This window comes from Rhizobium sp. GN54 (assembly GCF_021026345.1).
Lineage (GTDB): Bacteria > Pseudomonadota > Alphaproteobacteria > Rhizobiales > Rhizobiaceae > Mycoplana.
On record NZ_JAJNCZ010000006.1, the window covers coordinates 251,848 to 276,585 of the forward strand.

General features: G+C 66.8%; 17 protein-coding genes. 1 reads left to right on the forward strand and 16 read right to left on the reverse strand.

All coding sequences use genetic code 11. From position 1 onward, the window contains the following. Window positions 1–45 precede the first annotated feature (45 nt). The gene (locus tag LQK81_RS17675) at window positions 46–954 is read right to left on the reverse strand and encodes a DMT family transporter (protein WP_230807689.1); all 909 of its coding nucleotides are present in this window, start codon (window positions 952–954) and stop codon (window positions 46–48) included. A 272-nt stretch (window positions 955–1,226) separates the two neighbouring features. Here LQK81_RS17675 and LQK81_RS17680 point away from each other — a divergent pair, with 272 nt between their 5' ends. Continuing rightward, the gene (locus LQK81_RS17680) at window positions 1,227–3,011 is read left to right on the forward strand and encodes an IlvD/Edd family dehydratase (protein ID WP_230807690.1); all 1,785 of its coding nucleotides are present in this window, start codon (window positions 1,227–1,229) and stop codon (window positions 3,009–3,011) included. A 34-nt stretch (window positions 3,012–3,045) separates the two neighbouring features. Here the strand turns inward: LQK81_RS17680 and cysG are convergent, their stop codons facing one another. The 15 genes from cysG to LQK81_RS17755 all read right to left on the reverse strand — a co-directional run bounded on the left by cysG (window position 3,046) and on the right by LQK81_RS17755 (window position 24,607). Next, entirely contained in the window at window positions 3,046–4,557 is a 1,512-nt protein-coding gene (gene cysG / locus LQK81_RS17685; protein ID WP_230807692.1) for a siroheme synthase CysG, read from the reverse strand. Continuing rightward, window positions 4,529–7,183: a nitrate reductase gene (locus tag LQK81_RS17690; protein WP_230807693.1), complete on the reverse strand. Its 2,655-nt coding sequence runs from the start codon at window positions 7,181–7,183 to the stop codon at window positions 4,529–4,531. Before LQK81_RS17690 ends, cysG begins: the two co-directional genes overlap by 29 nt. 25 nt (window positions 7,184–7,208) lie before the next feature. Then, window positions 7,209–7,538, reverse strand: coding sequence for a nitrite reductase small subunit NirD (gene nirD, locus LQK81_RS17695; protein ID WP_230807694.1), 330 nt, complete (start codon window positions 7,536–7,538; stop codon window positions 7,209–7,211). Between the two features lie 58 nt (window positions 7,539–7,596). Next, complete coding sequence (gene nirB, locus LQK81_RS17700) at window positions 7,597–10,047, reverse strand: nitrite reductase large subunit NirB (RefSeq protein WP_230807695.1); 2,451 nt, start codon at window positions 10,045–10,047, stop codon at window positions 7,597–7,599. Between the two features lie 4 nt (window positions 10,048–10,051). Next, window positions 10,052–10,849, reverse strand: coding sequence for an ABC transporter ATP-binding protein (locus LQK81_RS17705; protein WP_230807696.1), 798 nt, complete (start codon window positions 10,847–10,849; stop codon window positions 10,052–10,054). 11 nt (window positions 10,850–10,860) lie between these two features. Beyond that, window positions 10,861–11,754 (reverse strand): nitrate ABC transporter permease, encoded by an 894-nt coding sequence (ntrB, locus tag LQK81_RS17710; RefSeq protein WP_230807697.1) that lies wholly within the window; start codon window positions 11,752–11,754, stop codon window positions 10,861–10,863. 58 nt (window positions 11,755–11,812) lie between these two features. Then, entirely contained in the window at window positions 11,813–13,111 is a 1,299-nt protein-coding gene (locus LQK81_RS17715) for a CmpA/NrtA family ABC transporter substrate-binding protein (protein WP_230807698.1), read from the reverse strand. A 354-nt stretch (window positions 13,112–13,465) separates the two neighbouring features. Continuing rightward, window positions 13,466–14,746, reverse strand: a complete 1,281-nt coding sequence (locus LQK81_RS17720) for a CmpA/NrtA family ABC transporter substrate-binding protein (RefSeq protein ID WP_442967152.1) — start codon at window positions 14,744–14,746, stop codon at window positions 13,466–13,468. Window positions 14,747–14,798: 52 nt separating this feature from the next. Then, on the reverse strand, window positions 14,799–15,401 hold the full coding sequence (locus tag LQK81_RS17725) for an ANTAR domain-containing response regulator (RefSeq protein ID WP_230807699.1): 603 nt from the start codon (window positions 15,399–15,401) through the stop codon (window positions 14,799–14,801). A gap of 306 nt (window positions 15,402–15,707) precedes the next feature. Continuing rightward, a complete protein-coding gene (locus LQK81_RS17730) occupies window positions 15,708–17,141 on the reverse strand; it encodes an aldehyde dehydrogenase family protein (protein ID WP_230807700.1) in 1,434 nt (477 codons plus the stop codon). A gap of 116 nt (window positions 17,142–17,257) precedes the next feature. Then, complete coding sequence (locus tag LQK81_RS17735; protein ID WP_230807701.1) at window positions 17,258–17,794, reverse strand: glyoxalase superfamily protein; 537 nt, start codon at window positions 17,792–17,794, stop codon at window positions 17,258–17,260. Window positions 17,795–17,985: 191 nt separating this feature from the next. Next, complete coding sequence (locus LQK81_RS17740; RefSeq protein WP_230807702.1) at window positions 17,986–19,479, reverse strand: S10 family peptidase; 1,494 nt, start codon at window positions 19,477–19,479, stop codon at window positions 17,986–17,988. Between the two features lie 110 nt (window positions 19,480–19,589). Continuing rightward, window positions 19,590–20,027, reverse strand: a complete 438-nt coding sequence (gene cueR / locus LQK81_RS17745; RefSeq protein WP_230807703.1) for a Cu(I)-responsive transcriptional regulator — start codon at window positions 20,025–20,027, stop codon at window positions 19,590–19,592. After that, entirely contained in the window at window positions 20,024–22,558 is a 2,535-nt protein-coding gene (locus LQK81_RS17750; RefSeq protein ID WP_269065024.1) for a heavy metal translocating P-type ATPase, read from the reverse strand. Before LQK81_RS17750 ends, cueR begins: the two co-directional genes overlap by 4 nt. 99 nt (window positions 22,559–22,657) lie before the next feature. Further along, window positions 22,658–24,607 (reverse strand): AI-2E family transporter, encoded by a 1,950-nt coding sequence (locus LQK81_RS17755; RefSeq protein WP_230807704.1) that lies wholly within the window; start codon window positions 24,605–24,607, stop codon window positions 22,658–22,660. Between the last annotated feature and the right edge of the window lie 131 nt (window positions 24,608–24,738).

Consider the following 24,738-nt stretch of genomic DNA (forward strand, 5'->3'; position numbering starts at 1 on the left):
GTCAATGAGCCGGACACGCGATGGCTGCTGTGGCAGCGCCGGATATCAGCGCCGCGCAGCGCGGGCGAGCTTCTGTTCGCGGAAGAAGATGAACAGGCCGGAGGCGACGATGCAGCCGGCGCCCGCCATCATCGCCGGGCGGGGCACGTCGCCGAAGAACAGCCAGCCGAACAGCACCGCCCATATCAGCAGCGTATATTGCAGCGGCACCACGGTCGCGGCGTCGGCCAGTTTCAGCGACCGGTTCACCAGCATGTGCGCACTCATCGCGACGACGCCGAGCAGGCCGAGCAGGCCAAGGTCGAGCGGCGGCACCGGTGTCCAGTTCGCCGGATGGACGGCAATGCCGATGAGCGAGACGATCACGGCGGCCGCCATCTGCCAGAAGACCAGCGTCGTATCCGGCGTCGCCCTCAGCGAGCGGCTGAAGATGATGGCGAAGGAATAGGCGACGCTGCCACTGAGCGCGATCAGGGCGGGCAGGGCAAAGCTCGCGGCCGAGGGCTCCAGCGCGATGACCACGCCGGCAAAGCCGATCAGGATCGCCGTCCAGCGCCGCCAGCCGACATGCTCGCCGAGCATCAGCGGCGAAAGCGCTGCGATATAGATCGGGGCTGCGAGCCAGTAGGTCATGGCATCGGCCAGCGGCATGTAGGCGACGGCGAAATAGAAGGCGGTCGCCTCGACGGCGGCGAGCAGGGCGCGCAGCGCCTGCAGGCGCGGCCGCTCGACCCGGACGATCCGCAGCCAGCCATGGCGCCAGAAGAAGGGCAGCAGCACGATGAGGGCCGCAAGGCTGCGGACCAGCATGACCTGCTGGGCCGAATAGGTCGCGACGAGCCATTTGCCGAGCACGTCGTTCAGGGTGAACATCACCATGCCGAGCAGCATCAGGGCTACGCCCAGGCGCGTTCCGCCAGCGAGAGACCGGGAGGGGGCTGCGATGTCCGTCATGGTCGAGGTCCGGCAGGTTGGGCGCCACGCCGGCATGGACCTGCCCGCAGCGAGAGTGAGATTATCGCCTCTCCCACATTTCGACGCGGCAATCCAGTCAGCATATCTGATGACTTCATCAGGGCGGCGCATGAAGCATGGCGGCCGCCGATGTTGAAAAGAATGGCGTGCGCCGTTGATCCGGTCGCAAAGCAATGAAATGGTCGGCTTCGAGGACGAGGCGCGAACCGTATCGTGCGCCGGATGACAGGAAAAAGACCAGGGAAGAGGCAATGACAGGAAACAACGGGGCCGGTCGCCGGCTGCGCTCGCAGGATTGGTTCGACAATCCCGACCATATCGACATGACGGCGCTCTATCTCGAGCGCTTCATGAACCAGGGCATCACGCCGGAGGAACTCCGCTCCGGCAAGCCGGTCATCGGCATCGCCCAGAGCGGCAGCGACCTGACGCCGTGCAACCGCCACCATGTCGATCTGGCCAGGCGCGTGCGCGACGGCATTCGCGATGCCGGCGGGATCCCGATCGAGTTTCCGACTCATCCGATCTTCGAGAACTGCAAGCGGCCGACGGCCGCACTCGACCGCAACCTCGCCTATCTCGGCCTCGTCGAGATCCTGTACGGCTACCCGCTCGACGGCGTCGTGCTGACGACGGGATGCGACAAGACCACGCCGTCGGCGATCATGGCGGCCTCCACGGTCGACATCCCGGCGATCGTGCTGTCCGGCGGGCCGATGCTGGACGGCTGGCATGAGGGCGACCTCGTCGGCTCGGGCACCGTGCTGTGGCGTTCGCGCCGGAAATATGCGGCTGGCGAGATCGATGCCGTGGAGTTCGTGGATGCGGTGATGGATTCCGCACCGTCGATCGGCCACTGCAACACCATGGGCACGGCCTCGACCATGAACGCGCTCGCCGAAGCGCTCGGGCTGTCGCTGACGGGCTGCGCGGCCATTCCCGCGGCCTATCGCGAGCGCGGCCAGATGGCCTACCGGACGGGCCGGCGGGCCGTTGAGCTGGTGCTCGAGGACATCCGCCCGTCCGATATCCTCACCCGCGAGGCCTTCCTGAATGCCGTCCGCGTCAATTCCGCGATCGGCGGCTCCACCAATGCGCAACCGCATCTGGCGGCCATGGCGAAGCACGCCGGCGTCGAACTTTTCCCCGCGGACTGGCAGGAGCACGGCTACGATATTCCGCTGCTGGCCGACGTGCAGCCGGCCGGCCGCTTCCTGGGCGAACGGTTCCACCGCGCCGGCGGCGTGCCGGCGATCATGCGCGAGCTGCTCGACGTCGGCAGGCTCGACGGCAGCTGTCGCACGGTGACGGGCAAGAGCATCGGCGAGAACCTCGAAGGCCGGCATGCGACCGATCGCGAGGTGATCCGGCCGTTTGACCGGCCGCTGAAGGAGCGGGCGGGGTTCCTGGTGCTGAAGGGCAACCTGTTCGATTTCGCCATCATGAAGACCAGCGTGATCTCGGACGAATTCCGCCAGCGCTACCTGAGCGAACCGGGCCGGGAAGGCGTGTTCGAGGGCCGGGCGATCGTGTTCGACGGTTCGGAGGACTATCACCGGCGCATCAACGATCCCGCGCTCGACATCGACGACCGCTGCATTCTGGTCATCCGCGGCGCCGGCCCGCTCGGCTGGCCGGGGTCGGCGGAGGTGGTCAACATGCAGCCGCCGGACCATCTCTTGAAGCGCGGCATCACCAGCCTGCCGACGATCGGCGACGGCCGGCAATCGGGGACGGCCGACAGCCCCTCCATCCTCAATGCCTCGCCGGAAAGTGCCGCCGGCGGCGGGCTCGCCTGGCTGCGGACCGGCGATATTATCCGGATCGCCCTGACGGAGGGCCGCTGCGACATGCTGGTGGAGGCGGCGGAAATCGAGCGGCGCCGCAGCGACGGCATTCCGCCCGTGCCCGCCGACGCAACGCCCTGGCAGCGGCTCTACCGGAAGACCGTCACCCAGCTTTCCGATGGCGCGGTGATCGAGGGGGCGGCGGATTTCCGCAAGATCGCCGGGACGCCGCCGCGCCACAACCACTGAGGCGGGCGGGATCGGCAAGTCGGGCCGGCAGTCGTCAGCCGGCCGCCCGGGCCTGCGCCAGCGGTTCGATCCGGCTGTCGCGGTCGATCGCGCGGGCTGCCAGCGCGCTGCCAATGGCGATCAGGACCGGATTGTCGTAGCCGATCTCGGCAATACCGTCCGGCAGGCTTGCGAGCGTACCGCTCCATTTGCGCTCGCCGGGCCGGCTGACGTCGCTGATGACGATCGTCGCCGTCGCAGGCGGCAGGCCCTCGGCGATCAGCCGGTCGGCGATCAGGGACGCGGTGCGGCCGCCCATGTAGAACACCGTCGTCGTGCGCGGATCGGCGACGGAGCGCCAGTCCGCGTCGGCCGGCAGCCCGCCGAGACGCGAGTGGCCGGTGATGAAGCGGAGCGACTGGGCATGGTCGCGGTGCGTCAGCGAGATGCCGAGGCGCGAGGCCATCGCGCTCGCGGCCGTGATGCCGGGGATGACGTCGACGGCGATGTTCTCGCGGTCGAGATGAGCGATCTCCTCGCCGGCGCGGCCGAAGATCATCGGATCGCCGGATTTCAGCCGCACCACCCGCTTGCCGGCCTTGGCCAGCCTGACCATCGTCGCGTTGATGTCCTCCTGCCGGCAGCTTTCGCGGCCGCCGCGCTTGCCGACCAGCATGCGCTTCGCTTCGCGGCGGGCGAGTTCGAGCACGTCGTCGGAGACCAGGTCGTCGAAAAGGATCACGTCGGCCGCCTGCAGGGCGCGAACGGCCTTGAGCGTCAGCAGTTCCGCATCGCCCGGGCCTGCGCCGACCAGCGTCACCCGACCGGTGGCGGGGGCTTCCGCGAGCCTTTCGGCATCGGCCAGAAGCACCCCGCCTGCGCCCTCCTCCGGCGTAGCCATGCTGGCGAAGGCCCGGTCGACGAAGCGCTCCCAGAAGGCGCGACGCCGGGGGCCGGGCAGCAATCTTTCGTTGACGCGCTCCCGCAAGGACCGGGCAAGCTCGGCCCAGGACTTCAGGCTTTGCGGCAGGAGCGTCTCGATCCGGCGCCGGATCGCCTGCGCCAGGATCGGGGCTGCACCGTCTGTGGAAATGGCGACGACGACGGGAGAGCGGTTGACGATGGAGCCGAACTGAAACTGGCAATAGGCCGGCCTGTCGATGACGTTGACGGGGACGCCGGCCGCCCTTGCCGCATCGAAGAAGTTCCCGGCCTCGCCCTCGTCCTCGCAGTCGGCGATCGCCAGCACTGCGTCGGCGAAAATGGCGGCGTGCCAGGCGTGCGGATGATGGACGTAGTGGCCGGGTCGATCTCCCTTGCCGCCATCCGTCGCCGTGCCGGCATTTGCGTTCGCCACGATCAGAGCCCCGAATCCCTCAGCGAGGTCTTCGGCATAGACATGCACCTCGGCGCCGCAGGCCGCCAGGAGTTCGGCTTTCCAGGCAGCGGCCTCGGAACCGCCGGCAACGATGACCCGCTTGCCCTGAAGCGCCCAGAAGACCGGGAGCTTCGCAAGCGGCTCCATGCGGGCAGGGCTGTCATTCCGCGGCGGCTGCACGACATCCATCGATGATCCCCCTGATCTCGGCGCGGCACGAGCCGCAATTGGTTCCGGCATTGAGTTCCTTGCCAATACCTTCGACGGTGTGGCAGCCGCCGCGAACGGCAGCGACGATCTGGTTGACGCCGACGGAAAAGCAGGAGCAGACGGTCGCGCCCGGATCGGGCCGGTCGGCGCCGGGGCGCCCGGCGACGAGGGTAAAGCGCGTGCGCAGGTCGCCATGCGCCGCGGTCAGTTGCGACACCGTCCAACTGCGGGCCACGGCCACCGGTTCCGGGGCGAGGAACAGGGCGGCGAGCAACCGGTCGCCGTCGAAGAAGGCGAGCCGGAGGTCTCCGGTGCGGTGGTCGGCATAGCCGAGTGGCTCGACGTCGTCCGGAAGGGCGAAGGTGGTTCGGCACCATGCCGTCCAGTCCTTGGCCGGCGTTGCAAAGGCAAGCTCAAACCGCCATCCGCCCTCGGCCTTGGCGATCGCCCAGTAGTCCGCCGCGGGTGCTGCAGGCCTGCTGGCGGCAACGGCGAAGCCGTAGGCCGAGGCGGGAAAGGGGCGCATGGCGACGGCGACGTTCTTCGAGGCCGGCTGGCCGGAAACCCTGTCGGTGAGCGGCGGCACGAGCGCGTCGATCCGGGCCTTCGCCGCAAACTGGTCGTTCCAGTGCATCGGCACGAAGACGCTGCCGCGCGCCTGGCGTTCGGTGACGAGGGCACGGACGATCGCCTTGCCCCGCGGGCTCTCGATCTCGACGAGGCCGGCATTGCCGATGCCGGCGTCCACAGCGTCGCGCGGATGGATCTCGACGAAGGGCTCGGCGATATGGGCGGAGAGGCGGGCGCTCTTTCCCGTCCGCGTCATCGTGTGCCACTGGTCGCGGATGCGGCCGGTGTTGAGCGTGAACGGGTAGGCCGCGCTGGTGCGGTCCGTCTCGTCCGGCACGACGGTGACGAACCGCGCCTTGCCGTCCGGATGATAGAACCCGCCCTTGGCGAAGAAGCGCGTCGTCGCTTTCGTCTTACCGGCCGGCTGCGGCCACTGGAAGGGAACCATGGCGTCATAGCCCGCCGACGCGATCCCGGCATGGGCGCCGATGTCGAAGTCGCGGCTGCCGTCGTTCTCGAAGGCTGACAGCCGCGCATGCTCGGCGAAGATGTCGGCCGGCGAGGCGAAATCGAAGCCGGGGAAGTCCATGCGGCGAGCCACCTCGGCCAATTGCCACCAGTCGGCGCGGGCCTCGCCGGGCGCGGCGAGGAACGGGCGCTGGCGCGAGATGCGGCGCTCGGAATTGGTGACGGTGCCGTCCTTCTCGCCCCAGCCGGCGGACGGCAGGAGCACGTGCGCGTGGCGGGCGGTGTCGGTCGTCGTCAGCATGTCCGAAACGACGACGAAGGGGCAAGCCTTGATGGCCGCCTCGACTGCGCCGGCATCCGGCATCGAGACGACCGGGTTGGTCGCCATGATCCACAGCGCTTTGACGCGACCGTCGGCCACGGCCTGGAACAGGTCCACCGCCTTCAGCCCGGGGCGGGTGGCGATGGTCGGTGAGCTCCAGAAGCGCTGCACCCGGTCGCGGTCTTCCGGATTCTCGATCGCCATGTGCGCGGCCAGCATGTTGGCAAGCCCGCCGACCTCGCGGCCTCCCATGGCGTTGGGCTGGCCGGTCAGCGAGAACGGCCCCATGCCGGGACGGCCGATGCGGCCGGTGGCGAGGTGGCAATTGATGATGGCGTTAACCTTGTCGGTGCCGGAAGACGACTGGTTGACGCCCTGGCTGTAGCAGGTGACGACCTTCTCGGTCCGCTCGAACAGGCCGAAGAACCGGCGGAGCTCGCTGGCGCCGAGCCCGGTTCGCTCCATCAGCGCAGGGAACGTCATCGTGCTCGCGGCGGCAAAGGCATCGGCAAAACCTGCCGTGTGGGCTGCGACATAGTTCTCGTCGATCGCCGTGCCCTTTGCGAGATGCGCCAGCAGGCCGTTGAACAGGGCCACGTCGCCGTCGGGGCGGATCGCAAGATGCAGGTCGGCGATGTCGCTCGTCATGGTCCGTCGCGGATCGATGACGACCACCTTCATGCCCGGCCGGGCGGCCTTGGCCGCGACGAGCCGCTGGTAGATCACCGGATGACACCAGGCGAGGTTGGAGCCGGTCAGGATGACGAGATCGGCAAGCTCGATGTCCTCGTAGGTCCCCGGCACGGTGTCGGCGCCGAAGGCGCGACGGTGGCCGGCGACCGAGGACGACATGCAGAGCCTGGAATTGGTGTCGATGTTGGCCGAGCCGATGAAGCCCTTCATCAGCTTGTTGGCGACGTAGTAGTCCTCGGTCAGCAACTGGCCGGAGACGTAGAAGGCGACCGAATCCGGACCGTGCTCGGCGATGGTGTCGGCGAAGCGCCGGGCCACGAGATCGAGGGCCTCGTTCCATCCGGCCCGTCGGCCGCCGATTTCGGGATGGAGCAGGCGTCCGTCGAGGTCGAGCGTTTCGCCCAGTGCCGAGCCCTTCGAGCACAGGCGCCCCAGGTTCGCCGGATGCTCGGGATCGCCCCTGACGGAGACGGCGCCGTCATCGTCGACACGGGCGATCACGCCGCAGCCGACGCCGCAATAGGGGCAGGTGGTTTTCGTTTCAACGGGCATTCGACCCTCCCGCGGCATCAGGCCATCACTCCGCCGCGATCATCAGGCTTTCGAGCGCGATGAAGAGCTTTCCGTCCTCGTTTCTGAGCGGGATGGTCCGCACCGCGCCCTCGTCGGCGCCGAGCGCCTTGCCGGTCTCCAGCGAAATCACCCAGTTGTGCAGCGGGCAGGTCACCGAATTGCCGTGAACGATGCCCTGGCTGAGGGGACCGCCCTTGTGCGGGCAGTGATCCTCGATGGCGAAGACCTCGTTCTCGGCCGTGCGAAAGACGCCGATCTTGCCTTGCGGCGTCTTCACGCAGCGCGCGCCGCGCAGCGGGATGTCGGAGATGTCGCCGATTGGGTGCCAGTTCATCTGATGCGCTCCTTGTCGATGGCATTGCTTTTCCCCTCCCACGAGGGGGAGAGGGAAACTACTCCGCGGCCTCGTTGAACCCGACCGAGGCCATCGGGCGGAACTCGTGCTTGTCCTTGCCGGAGACGCGCTCCGACCAGGGATCCACCTGGGCAAACTTCTGGGAGAAGACGAAGCGCTCGTAGAAGGCCTTGCGCTTGTCGGCATCGCCCATGATCTGACGGCGGATCTCGTCGAGGCCGATACGCTTGGCCCATTTGTAGATGCGCTCCAGGTAGCGGGCCTGCTCACGGTACATCTGCGTCAGGGCCACGATGTGCTCCAGCGCCTCGTCCTCGGTCTTCACCAGTCCGAGCACCTCGGTGCCCTTGATGTCGAGGCCGGCGGCCCCGGCGAAATGGATCTCGAAGCCGGAATCCACGCAGATCACGCCGATATCCTTGCAGGTCGCCTCGGCACAGTTGCGCGGACATCCGGAGACGGCCATCTTCAGCTTCGCCGGCGTCCACGACCCCCACATAAATTTCTCGATGCGGATGCCGAGCCCGGTGGAATCCTGCGTGCCGAAGCGGCACCAGTCGGAGCCGACGCAGGTCTTCACGGTTCGAAGCCCCTTGGCATAGGCCTGGCCGGACACGAAACCGGCCTTGCCGAGATCGGCCCAGACGGCCGGCAGGTCTTCCTTCTCGATGCCGAGCAGGTCGATGCGCTGGCCGCCGGTGACCTTGACCAGCGGCACGTCGTACTTGTCCACCACGTCGGCGATGGCGCGCAGTTCCTTGGCGTTCGTCACGCCGCCCCACATGCGCGGCACGACCGAATAGGTGCCGTCCTTCTGGATGTTGGCGTGGACGCGCTCGTTGATGTAGCGCGACTGGTAGTCGTCGGCATATTCGTCCGGCCAGTCGCAGACGAGGTAGTAGTTCAGCGCCGGGCGGCACTTGGCGCAGCCGCAGGAGGTCTTCCACTCCAGCTCCTGCATCACCGCCGGAATGCTCTTCAGGCCCTTGGCCTTGATCAGGCGGCGGACGTCGTCATGGCCGAGTTCGGTGCAGGTGCACATCGGCTGGACGGCGGCGGGGTTGTAGCTGTCGCCGAGCGTCAGCGTCATCAGTTGCTCGACGAGGCCGGTGCAGGAGCCGCAGGAGGCGGACGCCTTGGTATGGGCGCGCACGTCGTCCAGCGTCGTCAGGCCCTTGGCGGTGATCGTCGCGGTGATCTTGCCCTTGCAGACGCCGTTGCAGCCGCAGATCTCCGCATCATCCGGCAAGGCTGCAACGGCCGCCATAGGGTCCAGCGGCGACCCTCCCTGATAGGCCTGTCCGAAGATCAGCGTCTCGCGCATCTCGGATATGTCGGTCTGCTTCTTCTTCAGGTCGTTGAACCAGGCGCCGTCGGCGGTCTCGCCGTAGAGCACCGTGCCGATGATCCGGTTGTCCTTCAGCACGAGGCGCTTGTAGACGCCGGCGCTGGCGTCGCGCAGCACGATCTCCTCGCGGTCGTCGCCGTCGGCGAAGTCGCCCAGCGAATAGAGATCGATGCCGGTCACCTTGAGCTTGGTGGGCGTGTCGGAGTGGACGAAGGCGGCGGCGGTGTCGCCGGAAAGATGGGAGGCGGCGACGCGCGCCATCTCGTAGAGCGGGGCGACGAGACCGTAGACCATGCCGCCGACCTCGGCGCACTCGCCGACCGACAGGATGCTGCCGTCAGACGTCTGCATGCCGTCATCGACGACGATGCCGCGGTTGACGGCGAGGCCGGCGTCCTTGGCCAGGCCGACATTCGGACGGATGCCGACGGCCATCACCACCAGCGTCGCCGGGATGATGCGGCCGTCGTCGAGCTCGATGCCCTCGACCTTGCCGTTGCCGATGATCTGCCTGGTGTTGGCCTTGCAGATGACCTTGATGCCGCGCTCCTCCACCGCCTTCTGCAGCAGGTAGCCGGCGGCCGGATCGAGCTGGCGTTCCATCAGCGTCGGCATCACGTGCAGAACGGTGACGTCCATGCCACGGTTCGCAAGACCCGCGGCTGCCTCGAGGCCGAGGAGGCCGCCGCCGATGACAACCGCCTTTTCGCGCGACTGGGCGGCGAGCAGCATGGCCTCGACGTCGTCGAGGTCGCGGTAGGTGATGACGCCCGGCAGGTCCTTGCCCGGAACGGGGATGATGAAGGGGACGGAGCCGGTGGCGATGACGAGCTTGTCGTAGCTTTCCGTCACGCCGTGGTCGGAGGTCACCGTCTTGACGGCACGGTCGATCTCGACGATCCGGTGGCCCTTGTAGAGGGTGATGCCGTGCTCGATGTACCAGCCGTCGCCGTGGATGACGATCTGCTCGTAGGTCTTCTCGCCCGAGAGCACTGGCGATAGCATGATGCGGTCGTAGTTCACCCGCGGTTCGGCGTTGAAGATCGTGACCTGATACTGGCCGGGCGCCTTGTCGAAGAGGTGTTCCAGCATGCGCCCGGGTGCCATGCCGTTGCCGATGATGACGAGTTTTTCAGCCATTGTCTTACTCCGCGGCTTCGACGAAGCGGTGGCGTTCGTAGAGGAATTTCAGCACCGCCTCGCGGCACTTCAGGTAGGTGCGGTCGGAGGCGAGCTCGATGCGATGGCGGGGGCGCGGCATGGTCACGTCGAGCACTTCGCCGATGCGGGCCGCCGGGCCGTTGGTCATCATCACGATGCGGTCGGAGAGCAGCACCGCCTCGTCGACGTCGTGGGTGATCATCACCATCGTGTTGCCGAGCCGGGCGTGGATCTCCATCACCGCGTCCTGCAGGTGGGCGCGGGTCAACGCGTCGAGCGCGCCAAAGGGCTCGTCGAGCAACAGGATCTTCGGCTCCATGGCGAGCGCGCGGGCGATGCCGACGCGCTGCTTCATGCCGCCGGAGATCTCCGAGGGGCGCTTGTCCTTCGCATGGGCCATCTGCACGAGATCGAGGTTGTGCATGACCCAGTCGTGGCGATCGGCCCTGGATTTTGTGCTGCTAAAGACCTTGGAGACGGCGAGGTTGACGTTCTCGTAGACCGAAAGCCAGGGGAGCAGGCTATGGTTCTGGAAGACGACGGCGCGCTCCGGTCCGGGTTCGTTGACTTCGCGGTTTTCCAGGAGCACGGCGCCCGCGGACACCGGCGTCAGCCCGGCGATCAGGTTCAGCAGCGTTGATTTCCCGCAGCCGGAGTGGCCGATGATCGAGACGAATTCGCCCTTGGAGATCGAGAGGTTGATGCCCTTCAAGACCTCGGCGCGAACGCCACCGCGGTCGAAGTGCTTGTCGATATGGTCGAGCTTGAGATAGGCGGTCATGATCGTTCCTCTCAGTTGGCCGAAGCGCCGCGGGTGATCAGCCGTCCTGCCGCGGCCACCAGCTTGTCGAGGGCGAAGCCGACGACGCCGATATAGGCGAGGGCGACGATGATGTCAGGCAGGCGCGAGGAGTTCCACGCGTCCCAGATGAAGAAGCCGATGCCGACGCCGCCGGTCAGCATTTCGGCGGCGACGATCGCAAGCCAGGACAGGCCGACGCCGATGCGAAGGCCGGTGAAGATGTAGGGGGCTGCCGACGGCAGCATGATCTTCCAGAAGAATTCCAGCTGGTTCAGCCGCAGCACCTGGGCGACGTTGCGATAGTCCTGCGGGATGTTGCGCACGCCGACGGCGGTGTTGATGATGACCGGCCAGATCGAGGTGATGAAGATGACGAAGATCGCCGAGGGGTTCGAATCCTGGAAGGCTGCGAGCGACAGCGGCAGCCAGGCGAGCGGCGGGACCGTCCGCAGGACCTGGAAGATCGGGTCGAGGCCGCGCATGGCCCAGACGGACTGGCCGATGACGGCGCCGACGATCACGCCCACGATGGCCGCAAGGCCGAAACCATAGGCGACGCGCTGCAGCGACACGATCACGCGCCAGCCGAGGCCGATATCCTGTGAGCCGTATTCGAAGAAGGGATAGGCGATCAGGTCGTAGCTCTCCTGCCAGACCTGCAGCGGCGACGGCAGCGAGGCGGTGGGCGACGAACAGAGCACCTGCCAGACGGCAAGCAGGATGGCGAGGACCACCAGCGGCGGCAGTACGTTGCGGCCGACCGATGCGGCGATCTTGGCTGCGTCGAACTTGGCAACCGGGCGCTTGGCGAGCGGCAGGATAATGGCGGTCTTCGGCGCGGCAGCGGCCGTCGCGATCATTTCTTTCTTGGCCAGGGCGGACATGGAGCGCTCCTCATGGGATCTGGGAGACCGGCGCGCCCCGTGCGCGCCGGCGGCGGGATCAGGACGCTGCCTTGATCGCAAGGCTGTCGAGGTAGGCAGACGGGTTTTCCGGATCGAAGACCTTGCCGTCGAAGAAGGTTTCCTTGCCGCGCGAGCTGGTCGCCGGGATATCGGCCGCGGCGACGCCGAGGTCCCTGGCGGCCTCGCGCCAGATGTCTTCGCGGTTGACGGTGTCGACCAGCCCCTTGATGTCGGTGTCGGGGGTGAACTTGCCCCAGCGGATGTTCTCCGCCAAAAACCAGGTGTCGTGGCTCTTGAAGGGATAGGAGACGCCGCCGGCCCAGAATTTCATCTGCAGGTCGGTGCCGTTGGCCACCCGGCCGTTGCCGTAGTTGATGTCGCCCTTGAGGCGGCCGAGAACGTCCTTCGGCGGCACGTTGAACCACTGGCGCTTGCCGAGGATGGTCGACATCTCCTCCTTGTTGTCCATGCTGTCGCACCATTGCTGGGCTTCCATCACGGCCATCAGCAGGGCCTTGGCGGCATTGGGATTGGCCTCGATCCACGCAGCGCGCATGCCGAGCGCCTTCTCCGGATGCCCTTTCCACAGTTCGCCGGTCGTTGTGGCGGTGAAGCCGATCCCCTGGTTCACCAGCTGCTCGTTCCAGGGTTCGCCGACACAGAAGACATCCATGTTGCCGACCTTCATGTTCGCCACCATCTGCGGCGGCGGAACAACGATGGTCGAAACGTCCTTGTCGGGATCGATGCCGCCGGCGGCGAGCCAGTAGCGGAGCCAGAGGTCATGCGTGCCACCGGGGAACGTCATCGCCGCCTTGATCTCGCCGCCCTCGGCCTTCTTCTTCTCGAAGGCGGCCTCGAGTTTGGAGGCGTCCAGTTGCACGCCCGTTTCGGCATATTCCTTGGCGACGGAAATGCCCTGGCTGTCGTAGTTCAGCCGGGCGAGGATTGCCATCGGCACCGGCTGGTTGTTCTGCGTCACCTTACCGGTATGCATGAGGTAGGGCATCGGCGTCAGGATATGGGCGCCGTCGATGCCGTTGGACGCGCCGCCGAGTACGAGGTTGTCGCGGGTGGCGCCCCAGGAGGCCTGTTTCAGCACCTCCACGTCCGGCATGCCGTGTTTCTCGAACAGGCCCTTCTCCTTCGCGACGATCAGCGGGGCCGCGTCGGTCAATGCGATGAAGCCGAGCTTGGCGCCGGTCACTTCCGGCGCGGCGGTGGCGGCGAAGGCGCCGGACGGGAAGGCTGTCCGCACGGCGGTGATCAAGGCCGCGGTTGCCGTCGTCTTCAGGATGCTGCGACGGGTGATGCCGGTCGTGAAAGTCTTCTGCATACCGAGTTCCCTCTGCTTGTGCCGGATTTTGGGAATAAAAAAACGCCGCTCGGTTGATGCGTCTTCGGGAGGGAGGATCCCGGACAGCAAGAACCTTGCGACGTCGATGTCTTTCGTGAGCGCCTATCGCGCGCTCATCTCGCTCCGATCGCCGTTGACCGGTGCGAAATAGGCTTTGCAAGCGGTGTGCCAGTTTTGCGGGCGGCCTCTAGTGCGCTGAAACGAAAAGGGAAATCGTTGCAGCCGGGCGAATGCCTGTTTCTGGTGCGATTGCGATTTGTGCCGATGTTTTGTGCGAATGCTGTCGGCGGGCCTTTCGCGGCTGCAAGCAAATTGTGCATTGCGGTGGCGGCGTCAGGTCTCTTCCGTCCCCCGGACGACGGGCCGGACGGTGCGCACGGCAAAGCCGGAAACGTAGTCGGCGAGGTGGGCGGGATCGAAGATGTGGCCGTCCATGAAGCTGTCGCCGTTCTTGTCGCCCTCGATGCGGAAATCGGCGTCCGGCGGTCCGCTCGCCTCTCCCAGTGCGGTGCGATAGAGGTCGGGGCGATAGGCCGATGCGGCGGTGCGTGCGTGGGTGGTGGTCAATTCGGCCTGCCCCCAGCGGACCATCTGGCTGTAGATCCACAGGGCCTGGCTGGGACGCGGATAGTTGGCGGAGCCGCCGTGGAACAGGAAGTAGTCGTCGATGACGCGCCGGTTCCCCTTGGCGTCGAGATTGAATTCTCCGGCAAGGACGTGGCGGATGATCTGGACGGGAGCGGCGATGTAGCGCTGGTCGGCGAGTGCTGCGGCAAGCGCGTCGTGGTTTTCCACCCGATCGCACCAGCGCGCGGCGGCATCGAGCGCCACGATCAGCCGGGAGACGGTTTCCGGGTGGCTTTCGGCCCAGTCCGGCCGCATGCCCAGCACCTTCTCCGGGGCGGAGGGCCATATGTCCTGCTTGGCGGCGACGATGCGGCCGACGCCGCGCTCGGAGGCGACCATGTTCCACGGCGCACCGACGCAGAAACCGTCGATCGCGCCTGCCGCAAGGGCGTCGGAGGTCAGCGGCGGCGGCACGACGACGAGCTTGACGTCGCAATCCGGATCGATGCCACCGGCCGCCAGCCAATAGCGGAATTCGTAATTGTGGGACGAGAAGGGATAGGTCATGGCGAGTGTCGGCAGGGTTTCTTCACGCGCCTTCATATCCCTGATGACCATCGCCAACGCCCGCGCATTCTCGAGCGCGCCGGCCGTTTCCGGCAGGCCGGCGGTGGCCGTCATCCGATCGAACAATCGTGTCGAAAGGGTTATCGCGTTGCCGCCGCGCCCGAGCGAAAAGGGGGTGATCGTCGGCGAGGGATTGGAGCCGAGGCCGAGCATGGAGGCCACGGGCATCGGGGAGAGCATGTGGGCGACGTCGAACTGGCGAAAGGCCAGGCGGTCGCGCACATTCGCCCAGGACACGTCCTTGACGAGGTCGAGCTTGATGCCCTCCTTCTCGGCAAAGCCGAATTCCGCCGTGGCGATCAGGACCGAGGCATCGACCAGCGGGATGAAGCCTGCCCGCACCATCCGGGATCCCTCGGCCGCGGCCCGGGGCGGTGCGGCCAGGTCGTCCGTGTTGCTGTCGTTCATCGCCATCACCATTTCGCTTTCCTCCGCCCGGGGCGCCCGCTTCCGGCCGGCACGCCGTCCGCCGTCACATCAGCAGTCCCGCTGCCGTCACCACGCTCTGGGCAATCTCGGCGATCTTCTTCTTCTCGTTCATCGCGGTCTGGCGCAGGAGGGCAAAGGCCTCTTCCTCCGACAGGCCGCGCATCTTCATCAGGATGCCCTTGGCGCGATCGATGATCTTGCGCTCCTCCAGGGCAGACCGGGCTTCGGCCAGTTCGCGCTGCAGGCGGCTGAAGGCGTTGAAGCGGCTGACTGCCATCTCGAGGATGGGCTTCACGCGCTCCTTCTTCAGGCCGTCGACGACATAGGCCGAAACCCCGGCATCGACCGCGGCCACGATCGAATCCTCGTCCGACTTGTCGACGAACATCGCGATCGGGCGCTTCACCGCCCGGGAGATCTGGAAGATGCTTTCCAGCATGTCGCGGTTCGGATTCTCGATATCGATGACGATGACATCGGGATTGATCTCCATGATCCGCCGCGCAAGCCCGTTCATGTCGTCGATGATGGTGACGTTGTCGTAGCCGGCCTCGCGCAGGCCCACCTCGATGATCGAGGCACGGATGCTGTTCTCATCGATGACGAGGACGCTGAGGCTCGCGGGCTTCGGAGTTCGGCGGGTCACGGAATTACTGCCGGTCATTCGTGTCGAGAGCGCCGGACCATGCTCGCACCGCAGGGGGGATTTGGAAAGGTGACATGCCCGCCGTGTCGTCCTGTTACCCCCGGCGCAGTCCGCTCCAGAGCCGTCGTCCTTGAATGCGCGATGAAAGACTAAAAATCAAGCATTTTTTGATATGCATAATTTTTAGGCTAAGTGGGCGGGTTTTCATCGTGCGGCGACGCGTGAACGGGCTCCGATGCAAATTCGGGCGCATCCTGCGATGCGCCCGAAGTGTTTACCTGATGCGGCCTGGGAGCGGTTTTCGCCTCAGGCGGCGTCCGGGCGGTGGACCGTCTTGACCTCGAGGAAATCCTCGAGCCCGAAGATGCCGCCCTCGCGGCCGTTGCCGGACTGCTTGAAGCCGCCGAAGGGGCTGCCGTAGCGGTGCGGGCCGCCATTGATGTGGACCATGCCGGCCCGGAGCCTGGCGGCGACGCGTTCGGCGCGCTCGGCGCTGCCGGTCTGGACATAGGCGGCAAGGCCGTAGTTTGTGTCGTTGGCGATCGCGATCGCTTCTTCCTCGGTGTCGAAGGGAATGATCGCGAGCACCGGGCCGAACACCTCCTCGCGGGCGATGCGCATGTCGTTGGCGACGTCGGCAAAGATCGTCGGCTTGACGAAATAGCCCTGTTCGAAGCCCTGCGGCTTACCCGGGCCGCCGACGAGCACGCGCGCGCCTTCGGCGACGCCCGCCTCGATCAGCGCCTGGACCCGGCCGAACTGGATATGCGAGACCAGCGGACCGATATGGCCGCCTTCCTCCTCCGGATTGCCGACGCGGGCCTCTTCGCCGGCCTTGCGGGCGATCTCGACGGCCTTGTCGTAGACCGAGCGCTGCACCAGCATGCGGGTGGGTGCATCACAGGACTGACCGGAATTGTTGAAGCACTCGGCAACGCTACCCGCGACCCTGTCCTCGAGGTCGGCATCCTCGAAGACGATGTTCGGCGACTTGCCGCCGAGTTCGAGCGTGACGCGCTTGACCGTATCTGCCGCGTCCTTGCTGACGGCGATGCCGGCACGGGTCGAGCCCGTAAACGACATCATGTCGATGTCCTTGTGCTTGGAAAGGGCCGCGCCGCATTCGATGCCGTCGCCGTTGACGAGATTGAACGTGCCGGCGGGGAAGCCGGCCTCGTCGACCATCTCGGCATAGAGCAGCGCATTGAGCGGGGTGAACTCGGACGGCTTCAGCACGCAGGTGCAGCCGGTCGCCAGCGCCGGAACGACCTTCAGTGCGATCTGGTTGATCGGCCAGTTCCAGGGCGTGATGAGGCCGCAGACGCCGATCGGCTCGCGGCGGACGACGTCGCCGTTCGGCAGCACCTCGCGGCCTTTCAGCCGTTTCAGCGCATCGATGAAGCCTTGCAGGTGGCCGACGCCGACGTCGGCCTGCTGCTCTGTGCTCATAGTGATCGGAGCGCCGAGTTCGAGCGTGATCGTGCGGGCCATCTCGTCGTAGCGGCGCTTGTAGATCGACAGCAGCTTTTCCAGAAGTGCGATGCGCTCGTCGGCGCTCGTCTGGCTGTAGCTGGAAAACGCCTTCTTCGCGGCGGCGACGGCGCGGTCGATGTCGGCGGCGGTGCCCATGGAGATCCAGGCGACCGGCTTCTCGGTGGCCGGATTGATGACCTCGAGGTCGTTCGGCCGGATCGGGTCGACCCACTTGCCGTCGATGTAGAATTTGCGCTTGTCGAGCATGCTACTCTCCCATTCCAACTTCTTTTCGCTGTCCCCTGCCATTGTCGACTGACAGGCCTGGCGGAGGATGGTCCCCCGCCGGCAAAAGCGCAAGTGGCTGCGACGAAGCGGCCGCGTCAGCCGGCCTTGATCTGCATGAAGCGGATACGGTTGCCGAAGGGGTCGGTCACCTCGACCTCCAGCCTTCCGTCCGTATCCTGCAGGCCGGGCTTCATGTAGCGATAGTCCTTTGCGGCCAGTTCCTGCTGCAGGTTGCGCACGCCCTTCATGTAGACGACCATGTTTCCGCCTGGCGTCGCGTCGCCTGCATGTTCGGACAGATGAAGATGAAGGCCGGCCCGCGAGATCTGAGTGTAGAGCGGGAAGTTCTGACCGTAGCGATGTTCCCAGTCGACCGTGAAGCCGAGGAAGCCGAGATAGAACTCGTGCGCCTTGGCGACGTCGAAGATCCGGACGATCGGCACCGCCCGCTCGAAGGCGATCGCCTCGTCCGCCGTAGCCTCGATGCGGGAGGACATCAGATTCCAGTTCGCCAGGCCGAACTGGCGAGCAACGATCTCCAGCGCTTCGCTGTGGGTGATTTCGAGGCTGCGGCGGGCAAGTGCTTCTCGCAAGGCTTTCGCCATTGCCTTCGCGTCGCGATAGTCGCGCATAAACGTTCCCCTGTCAGGGCAAAGCCTTCGTCAGTGTCCGCGTTGCCGACGTCTTCGCCCGACGGTGAAACGGTCAGGAGAGATCAGGGAGGCGTTCGCCATGCCCGGATCGATGGGCGCGGACTGCGGGCCGCCTCAGGCCCTGCAGGACAAATAGCCGGGTGCCGGGCCGATTTGCAAGAACGACGGCATTATCCGCCGGGTGGTCTTTGGTAGAAATCTCGGGCAGCGGCGCTGAACCGCCGCCGCTCCCCGGCATCGGTATAGAACATGTGGCCGCCCCGATAGACTTTCAGCTCCGCGCGGTCCTCGACGAGGGAGGCGGGCATGTGCTCGATGATGTAGCGGCTCACGCCATAGGGGGTGAGCGCATCGCTGTAGCCGTGGGCGACGAGGAGGCGGAAGGAGGGGATGACCGAGAAGAGCGTGCGTAACTCGTCCGTGGCACCGGTGGTGGATCGCGATCCGTCCCAGTCCCATTGGCGGTTCACGCCGGTATCGAGCAGGCGATAGGTCATCTCGGTGACGTAACGCAACTCGTCGCGGGCATAGGCGGCGAAGGCCGCGCCATAGGCCCGCGTATAGCCGTCCAGGATGGCGTCGTCGCCGCGGCCGGAACGGCTTTCGGGGTAGGGGTCGTCCGACAGGAACGCCGCGTCATAGGGGCTGGCGACCTTGCCGGTCGCGCCGCCGGGGCTCTTCCGGTAGAGATCGCCGACGAAGCCGCGGGCGCGGGCGACATCCTCTCTGGCGATGCCGGTCAGGTCGGCAATGCGGCCGTAGAGCTGTTCGGCCTCCTCGCCGATAGGTGCGGGACCGGCCAGCGAGACCAGATAGTCGCGCATGGCCCATCGCGCGGCCGTGGCCACCTGTTCCTCGGTGAAGCTGCCCTTGCGCTCCAGTTCGGCTGCGGCGAGCGAGGGCAGTTGCAGGGCGGCGGCGAGGGGATCGTTACCGGGGCGGAAGATGAAGCTGCCCTCGATCAGCGGCGATACCATCACGATCCCGGAGACGAGGATGCCCTGGCTGTCCTTCAGCGCGCTTGCGACCTTTGCGGCGCGCAGGCCGCCGTAGCTCTCGCCCAGGAGAAATTTCGGCGAGGCGAGGCGACCCTGTTTCTGGGCATAGAGGGCGATGAATTTCGCGATGCTCTCCGCATCGCTCCGCACGCCGTAGAACGCGGGTTCCGCTGCCTTGTCGGCGACCCGGCTCCAGCCGGTCCCGGCCGGGTCGATCAGGACGAGGTCGGTGAAGTCGAGCCAGCTGTCCGGATTGTCGGAAAGGGCCGGCCGCGTTCCATCCCCGTTGGCGCCTTGAAACTCGAGGATCCGCGGGCCGACGAGCCCCAGGTGCAGGTAGGCGGAGGCCGCCCCCGGCCCGCCGTTGAAGGCAAAGGTGACGGGCCGGTCGGGGCCACCGTCGTCGGCGACGTAGGCGGTATAGAACAGCCTGGCGTTGACCTTTCCGTCCTGTCCCCGCAGGTCGATCGTCCCGGCTGTGGCAGTGTAGGGGAGGTCGCCGGCGGGGCGCTTGAGGACATGCCGGGTGACGGCGTCCGCTGGCAAAAGATCCAGCAGCCCCGAGCTCTGGCTCTCTGCTGCCGGCGCCGCCGCTTGCGCGAACGCCTGCGCCGGCGAGGCCGAAAACGCGGCCGCAAGGACGATCAAAAGAAGGTGCAGACGCAACGTTTTCCTCCCGTTCCATGGCCCTGCCTGCACTCTAGGGGCAGGCAGGAGCGACAGGAACTCAACAGAATTTGATCGCGATCGATCGCCGCGGCCGGACGCCGGGCGCGCTACGACCGGCCGTTCGCCGCCGTGCCGGGTGCACAGCAATCGTCGTCCAGCCCCGTCGCCAGCCGTTCGAGGATGGGGCAGTCCGGGCGGTCGTCGCCGTGGCAATGGGAGGAAAGGTGCTGCAGGGTCATCACCATCTCCTGCAACTGGTGCATCTTCGCCGTCAGTTCTTCGATGTGCTCGCCGGCGATGCGCTTGACATCCGCGGAGGCGCGGCTGCGGTCCTGCCAGAGCGCCAGGAGATCGCGGATCTGGGCGATGGAGAAGCCGAGATCGCGCGAGCGGCGGATGAAGGAGAGGGTGGCGAGGTCCTTCGGCCCGTAGGTGCGATAGCCGGCCCCGGTGCGACCGGCCTGCTGGATCAGGCCGATCGCTTCGTAGTGTCGGATCATCTTGGCGGTGACGCCGCTGGCGGCCGCAGCCTCGCCGATATTCATGTCCTGTCCTCCCTGCTTGCGTGGTGCGTGCCGGCGGGCCGGAACCGCTTCAGCCTGAGGGCGTTGCTGACGACGAAGACGCTGGAGAGCGCCATCGCGCCCGCCGCGATCGCAGGCGACAGCAGGATGGCGAAGGCCGGGTAGAGCACGCCTGCGGCAACCGGGATCAGCGCCACGTTGTAGCCGAAGGCCCAGAACAGGTTCTGGCGGATGTTGCGCATGGTCGCCCGGGAGAGCGCGATCCCGGTCGCGACGCCGCGCAGGTCTCCGGCCATCAGCACGATATCGGCGCTCTCGATGGCGACATCGGTTCCCGTGCCGATGGCGATGCCGGTATCCGCGGCGGCAAGGGCAGGGGCATCGTTGATGCCGTCGCCGACGAAGGCCACCTTCCGGCTGCCGCCTTGCGACAGCGCCTTGACGGCTGCGACCTTGCCGTCCGGCAAGACCTCGGCCATCACCTGGTCGATACCGAGGTCCGCCGCCACGGCGTTTGCGGTGCCGCGATTGTCGCCGGTGATCATCGCGACCTCGATGCCGAGCGCCTTCAACTGCGCGATCGCTTCCCGGGTGGTGGGCTTCACCGGGTCGGTCACCGCGAAGAGGGCGGCGAGTCGGCCGTCGATCGCGGCATAGAGGGGCGAGGCGCCCTGGCCTGACAGCCGTTGCGCATCCCCGGCGAAGGGTGATGTGTCAAGGCCAAGCGCGGCCATGTGGCCGGTCGAGCCGATCTCGATCCGGCGCCCGGCGACGCTTGCCGAAATGCCGCGGCCGGATGCCGCCTCGAAGGCATCGGCGAGCGGAAGATCCAGCCCTTCCGCCTTTGCCGCCTCGTGGATGGCGAGCGCGATCGGATGCTCCGAGCGCACCTCGGCCGCAGCCGCGAGCGTTAGGACCTCTTGCCGGTCGAAGCCTTCGGCCGGGACGATCTCCGTCAGCGTCGGCCGGCCGAGCGTCAGCGTGCCGGTCTTGTCGACGGCGACGATGTCGGTCGTCTCTAGCGTCTGCAGGGCGGTGCCCTGCCTGAACAGCACGCCGAGTTCCGCCGCCCGCCCGGTGCCGGTGATGATCGAGGTGGGGGTGGCAAGGCCCATGGCGCAGGGGCAGGCGATGATGAGGACGGCGACGGACGCCACCAGCGCATGCGCCAGCGCCGGGTCGGGGCCGAGTGCGTACCAGAGGCCGAAGGTGACGAGCGCCGTGGCGATGATCGCCGGCACGAACCACTGGGTCACGCGGTCGACCAGCGCCTGGATCGGCAGCTTGGCGGACTGCGCGTCCTCGACCATCCGGATGATCTGCGACAGCACCGTATCGGCGCCGACATGCGTGGCACGAAAGGAAAACGAGCCGGTCGTGTTCAGGGTGCCGCCGGTGACGGGGTCGCCGGTCTTGCGCTCGACCGGCATCGGCTCGCCGGTGATCATGGATTCGTCGACGAAGGAGCGCCCCTCGGTGACGTCGCCGTCCACCGGGACCTTCTCGCCGGGCCGCACCAGCACGATGTCGCCCGGCATGACCGCTTCGAGTGCTACATCGACCGGCTGGCCGTCCTTCAGGATGCGGGCCGACGTCGCCCGCAGCCCGGCCAGGTGGCGGATCGCTTCGCCCGTCCGGCCCTTGGCGCGGGCTTCGAGGAAGCGGCCGGCGAGGATCAGCGTGACGATGACGGCGGCCGCCTCGAAGTAGACGTTGGCGGTGCCGCCCGGCAGCCAGCCCGGTGCGAAGGTCGCGACGGTCGAGAAGCCCCATGCGGCGGCCGTGCCGATCACGACCAGTGCGTTCATGTCCGGCGCCCCGCGCAGGAGGCTCGGCACGCCCTTGCGGAAGAAGCGCGCGCCGGGTCCGGCGAGCACGATCGTCGCTAGCACGAACTGGATGACACGGCTCGCCTGCATGCCGATCGTCTCGTGAATGTAGTGCCCGAATGCCGGCATGGCATGCGAGCCCATCTCCATGACGAAGAGGGGAGCGGTCAGCAGGGCGGCGAGGACAAGCGAGCGGCGGAGGCTCGCGACCTCGGTCGCGCGCCGGTCCTCGTCCGACGGCGTCTCGACGGCGGAGGCGCGCAGGGCATGATAGCCGGTTCGTTCGACGGCGGCGGCGAGATCGTCGAAATCGACGGTGCCGCGCAGGAAGCGGACGCGAGCGTGTTCGCTGGCGAGGTTGGCGGTGGCGTCCAGGACGCCCGGCACGGCCTTCAGCGCCTTTTCCACCCGCGCGATGCAGGAGGCGCAGGTCATGCCCTCGACGGGGAATTCGAGCGTCTCCTCGCCGATGCCGTAGCCGGCCGCCCGGACCGCCTGCGCGACGCCGGCGATATCGGTCTTGCCGTCGAAGCCGATGTCCGCCCTTGCGGTGGCGAGATTGACCCGGGCGCTTGCGACACCGGGAACGGCAGAGATCGCCTTCTCGACGCGGCGCACGCAGGAGGCGCAGGTCATGTCCTCGATGGCGAGCTTGACCGTCTGGGCGGGAAGAGGGGCTGCGGCCTGGCGTTCCTTGACCTGGGGTTCCTTGACTGTGAACATGATGCGGATTCCTTATGTTGGAAGCATCATGCACCTTCCCATCATGTCAAGGTCAAGCCGTTGTTTCGCCGCGGCCCGTACGGAATGCTCCGGCCGCCGTCAGCTCAGGTTGACGACCTTCTCCCGTTCGGGGACGAGGCGTCGTCTGGGCCTGACCTTGTCCGGCACGGCGAGCGGTACCACGGGCGCCACCGTCAGTGTTGCGACGGCAGCGGTGGTCATGTCGGCGCACAGGAAGTCGGCGTTCAGCGACACACCGGCCTCGACCGCAGCCTCGAGATCGGGCTCCTCGTCTTCGTTCACCTCCGGCTTCCACAGCGCCACGCCTACCCGCAGCGCCGCGTTGATCCGCTTCAGGCGACGGACGGCGAAGCGGGCATGCTTCAGAGAATCCTGGTTGAGATAGCAGATGACGATCGTATCGAGATCGACCACCGGGATATGGCGGATGCGCGCCGGCTCCATCAGGCGATGGTTCTCTGCGACCGCCTGTGCGCCCTCCACGCGAAGGACCTGGGCCAGCATCGCCGCAGTCACGTCGTCCAGCTCGCCGCGACCGCCGATACAGAGGATGCGCTGGCCTTCGCCGGCCTCCGTTGCTGCCTCCTTCGTTTCGTCCGGATCGACCAGCGCCTCGTCGCCGTCGTCCTCCTGCGCCTCTTCGAGGGCGATGTCGTCCATGTTGGCGACGAGCGTCATCCCGCTTTCGGCCACCCGCAGCCGCTGCGTCTCGCTCATCACGCCCCGGGCGCGATCGTGCTCGGCCAGGGCCAGTGCCGGGATCGCCACGGTCGCGTAGTAGTCGATCAGGTAGTCCTCCTCCAGCCGTTCCTCGGCCTGGTCCGTGGCCTCGTCCGGGTCTCCGGCGAGAAGACGCTGGTAGAGCCTTGCATGCGGGGCGAGCACCGGATCGCTGCCGAAGAGGACCTGGAGGAAGCCGAATTGCGGAACGTGCTTGCCCAGCACCACCAGGCACACCGTCAGCGGCGTCGACAGCACCAGCCCGACCGGTCCCCAGATCCAGGCCCAGAAGATCGCCGATACGATGATCGCAAGGGGCGACAGGCCGGTCTTGGAGCCATAGAGCGTCGGCTCCACGACGTTGTTGATCACGAGTTCCATGACGATGAAGAGCGCCGCCGTCCAGATCAGCATCGTCCAGCCCGGGGCGACGGCCACGGCGAGGAACAGCGGCAGGATCATCGCGATGATCGGGCCGATATAGGGCACGAAGCGGAAGACGATCGCGAGCAGCCCCCACAGGATCGCGTTGGGAATGCCGATCAGCCAGAGCCCGATCGCCACCGGCACGCCGTAGAGGATGTTCACCACGAGCTGCATCAGGAGGTAGTGGCCGACGCGGGTTCCGGCGTCCTCCAGCGCTTCGGTCGTTCGATGCAGATCGCCATAGCCGACGAGGCGGATGAAGCGGTCGCGCAGGTCTTCCCGTTCCAGCAGCATGAAGATGACGACGACGATCACGAGGCCCGCCATCGCCACCGGCGCCAGCATGGGCACGATCAGGTTGGTCAGCACCTGTATCGGATGATCCGGCGCGTAGATCTCGACGAGCACGGGCCTTGTGGGGACGTCGTCGTCGTTCGGTGCTGCGCTGTTCGTCTCGCTGATCTCCTTGCTGATGCGTTCCAGCACGGACGAGATCTGGCTGAACACGCCGGTCCCGGAGCCGGCCTCGCGCATGGCCTCGATCTTGCTGACGACGTTTGCCTGGTAGGTCGGGATGCTGCGGGCCAGATGGGTCACCTGCAGCGCGATGACGAGGCTGACGACGGCGATCAGCGAAAAGGCGAACAGGGCCGTCGAGATGACCGCCAGCACCCGCGAAAAGCCGACCCTGCGCAGCATGGTCACGACCGGTGCGAGCGCGAAGGTCAGCAGAAGCGCGATCGCGATCGGCAGGAACACGTCGCGCGCCAGATAGAGCATCGCGACCGCGCCGACGAAGGTCAGGAGGGTGGGCATGTTCGGCCGTGCGCCCTGCAGCGACGGCACGTCAAGGTCTCGGAACTCGTCGCTTCGCTCGGCCATCCTGTCCTCCCGTCCGCATGCAGATAGTTCGCGAAGCGGAGCCGGCAAGCTGGGGCCGCTGCGATTTCCGCGCATGCGGACGGCCTCAGGGGAATTTCGGCAAGATGCGGCGGGCCGTTGGATCACGGCAG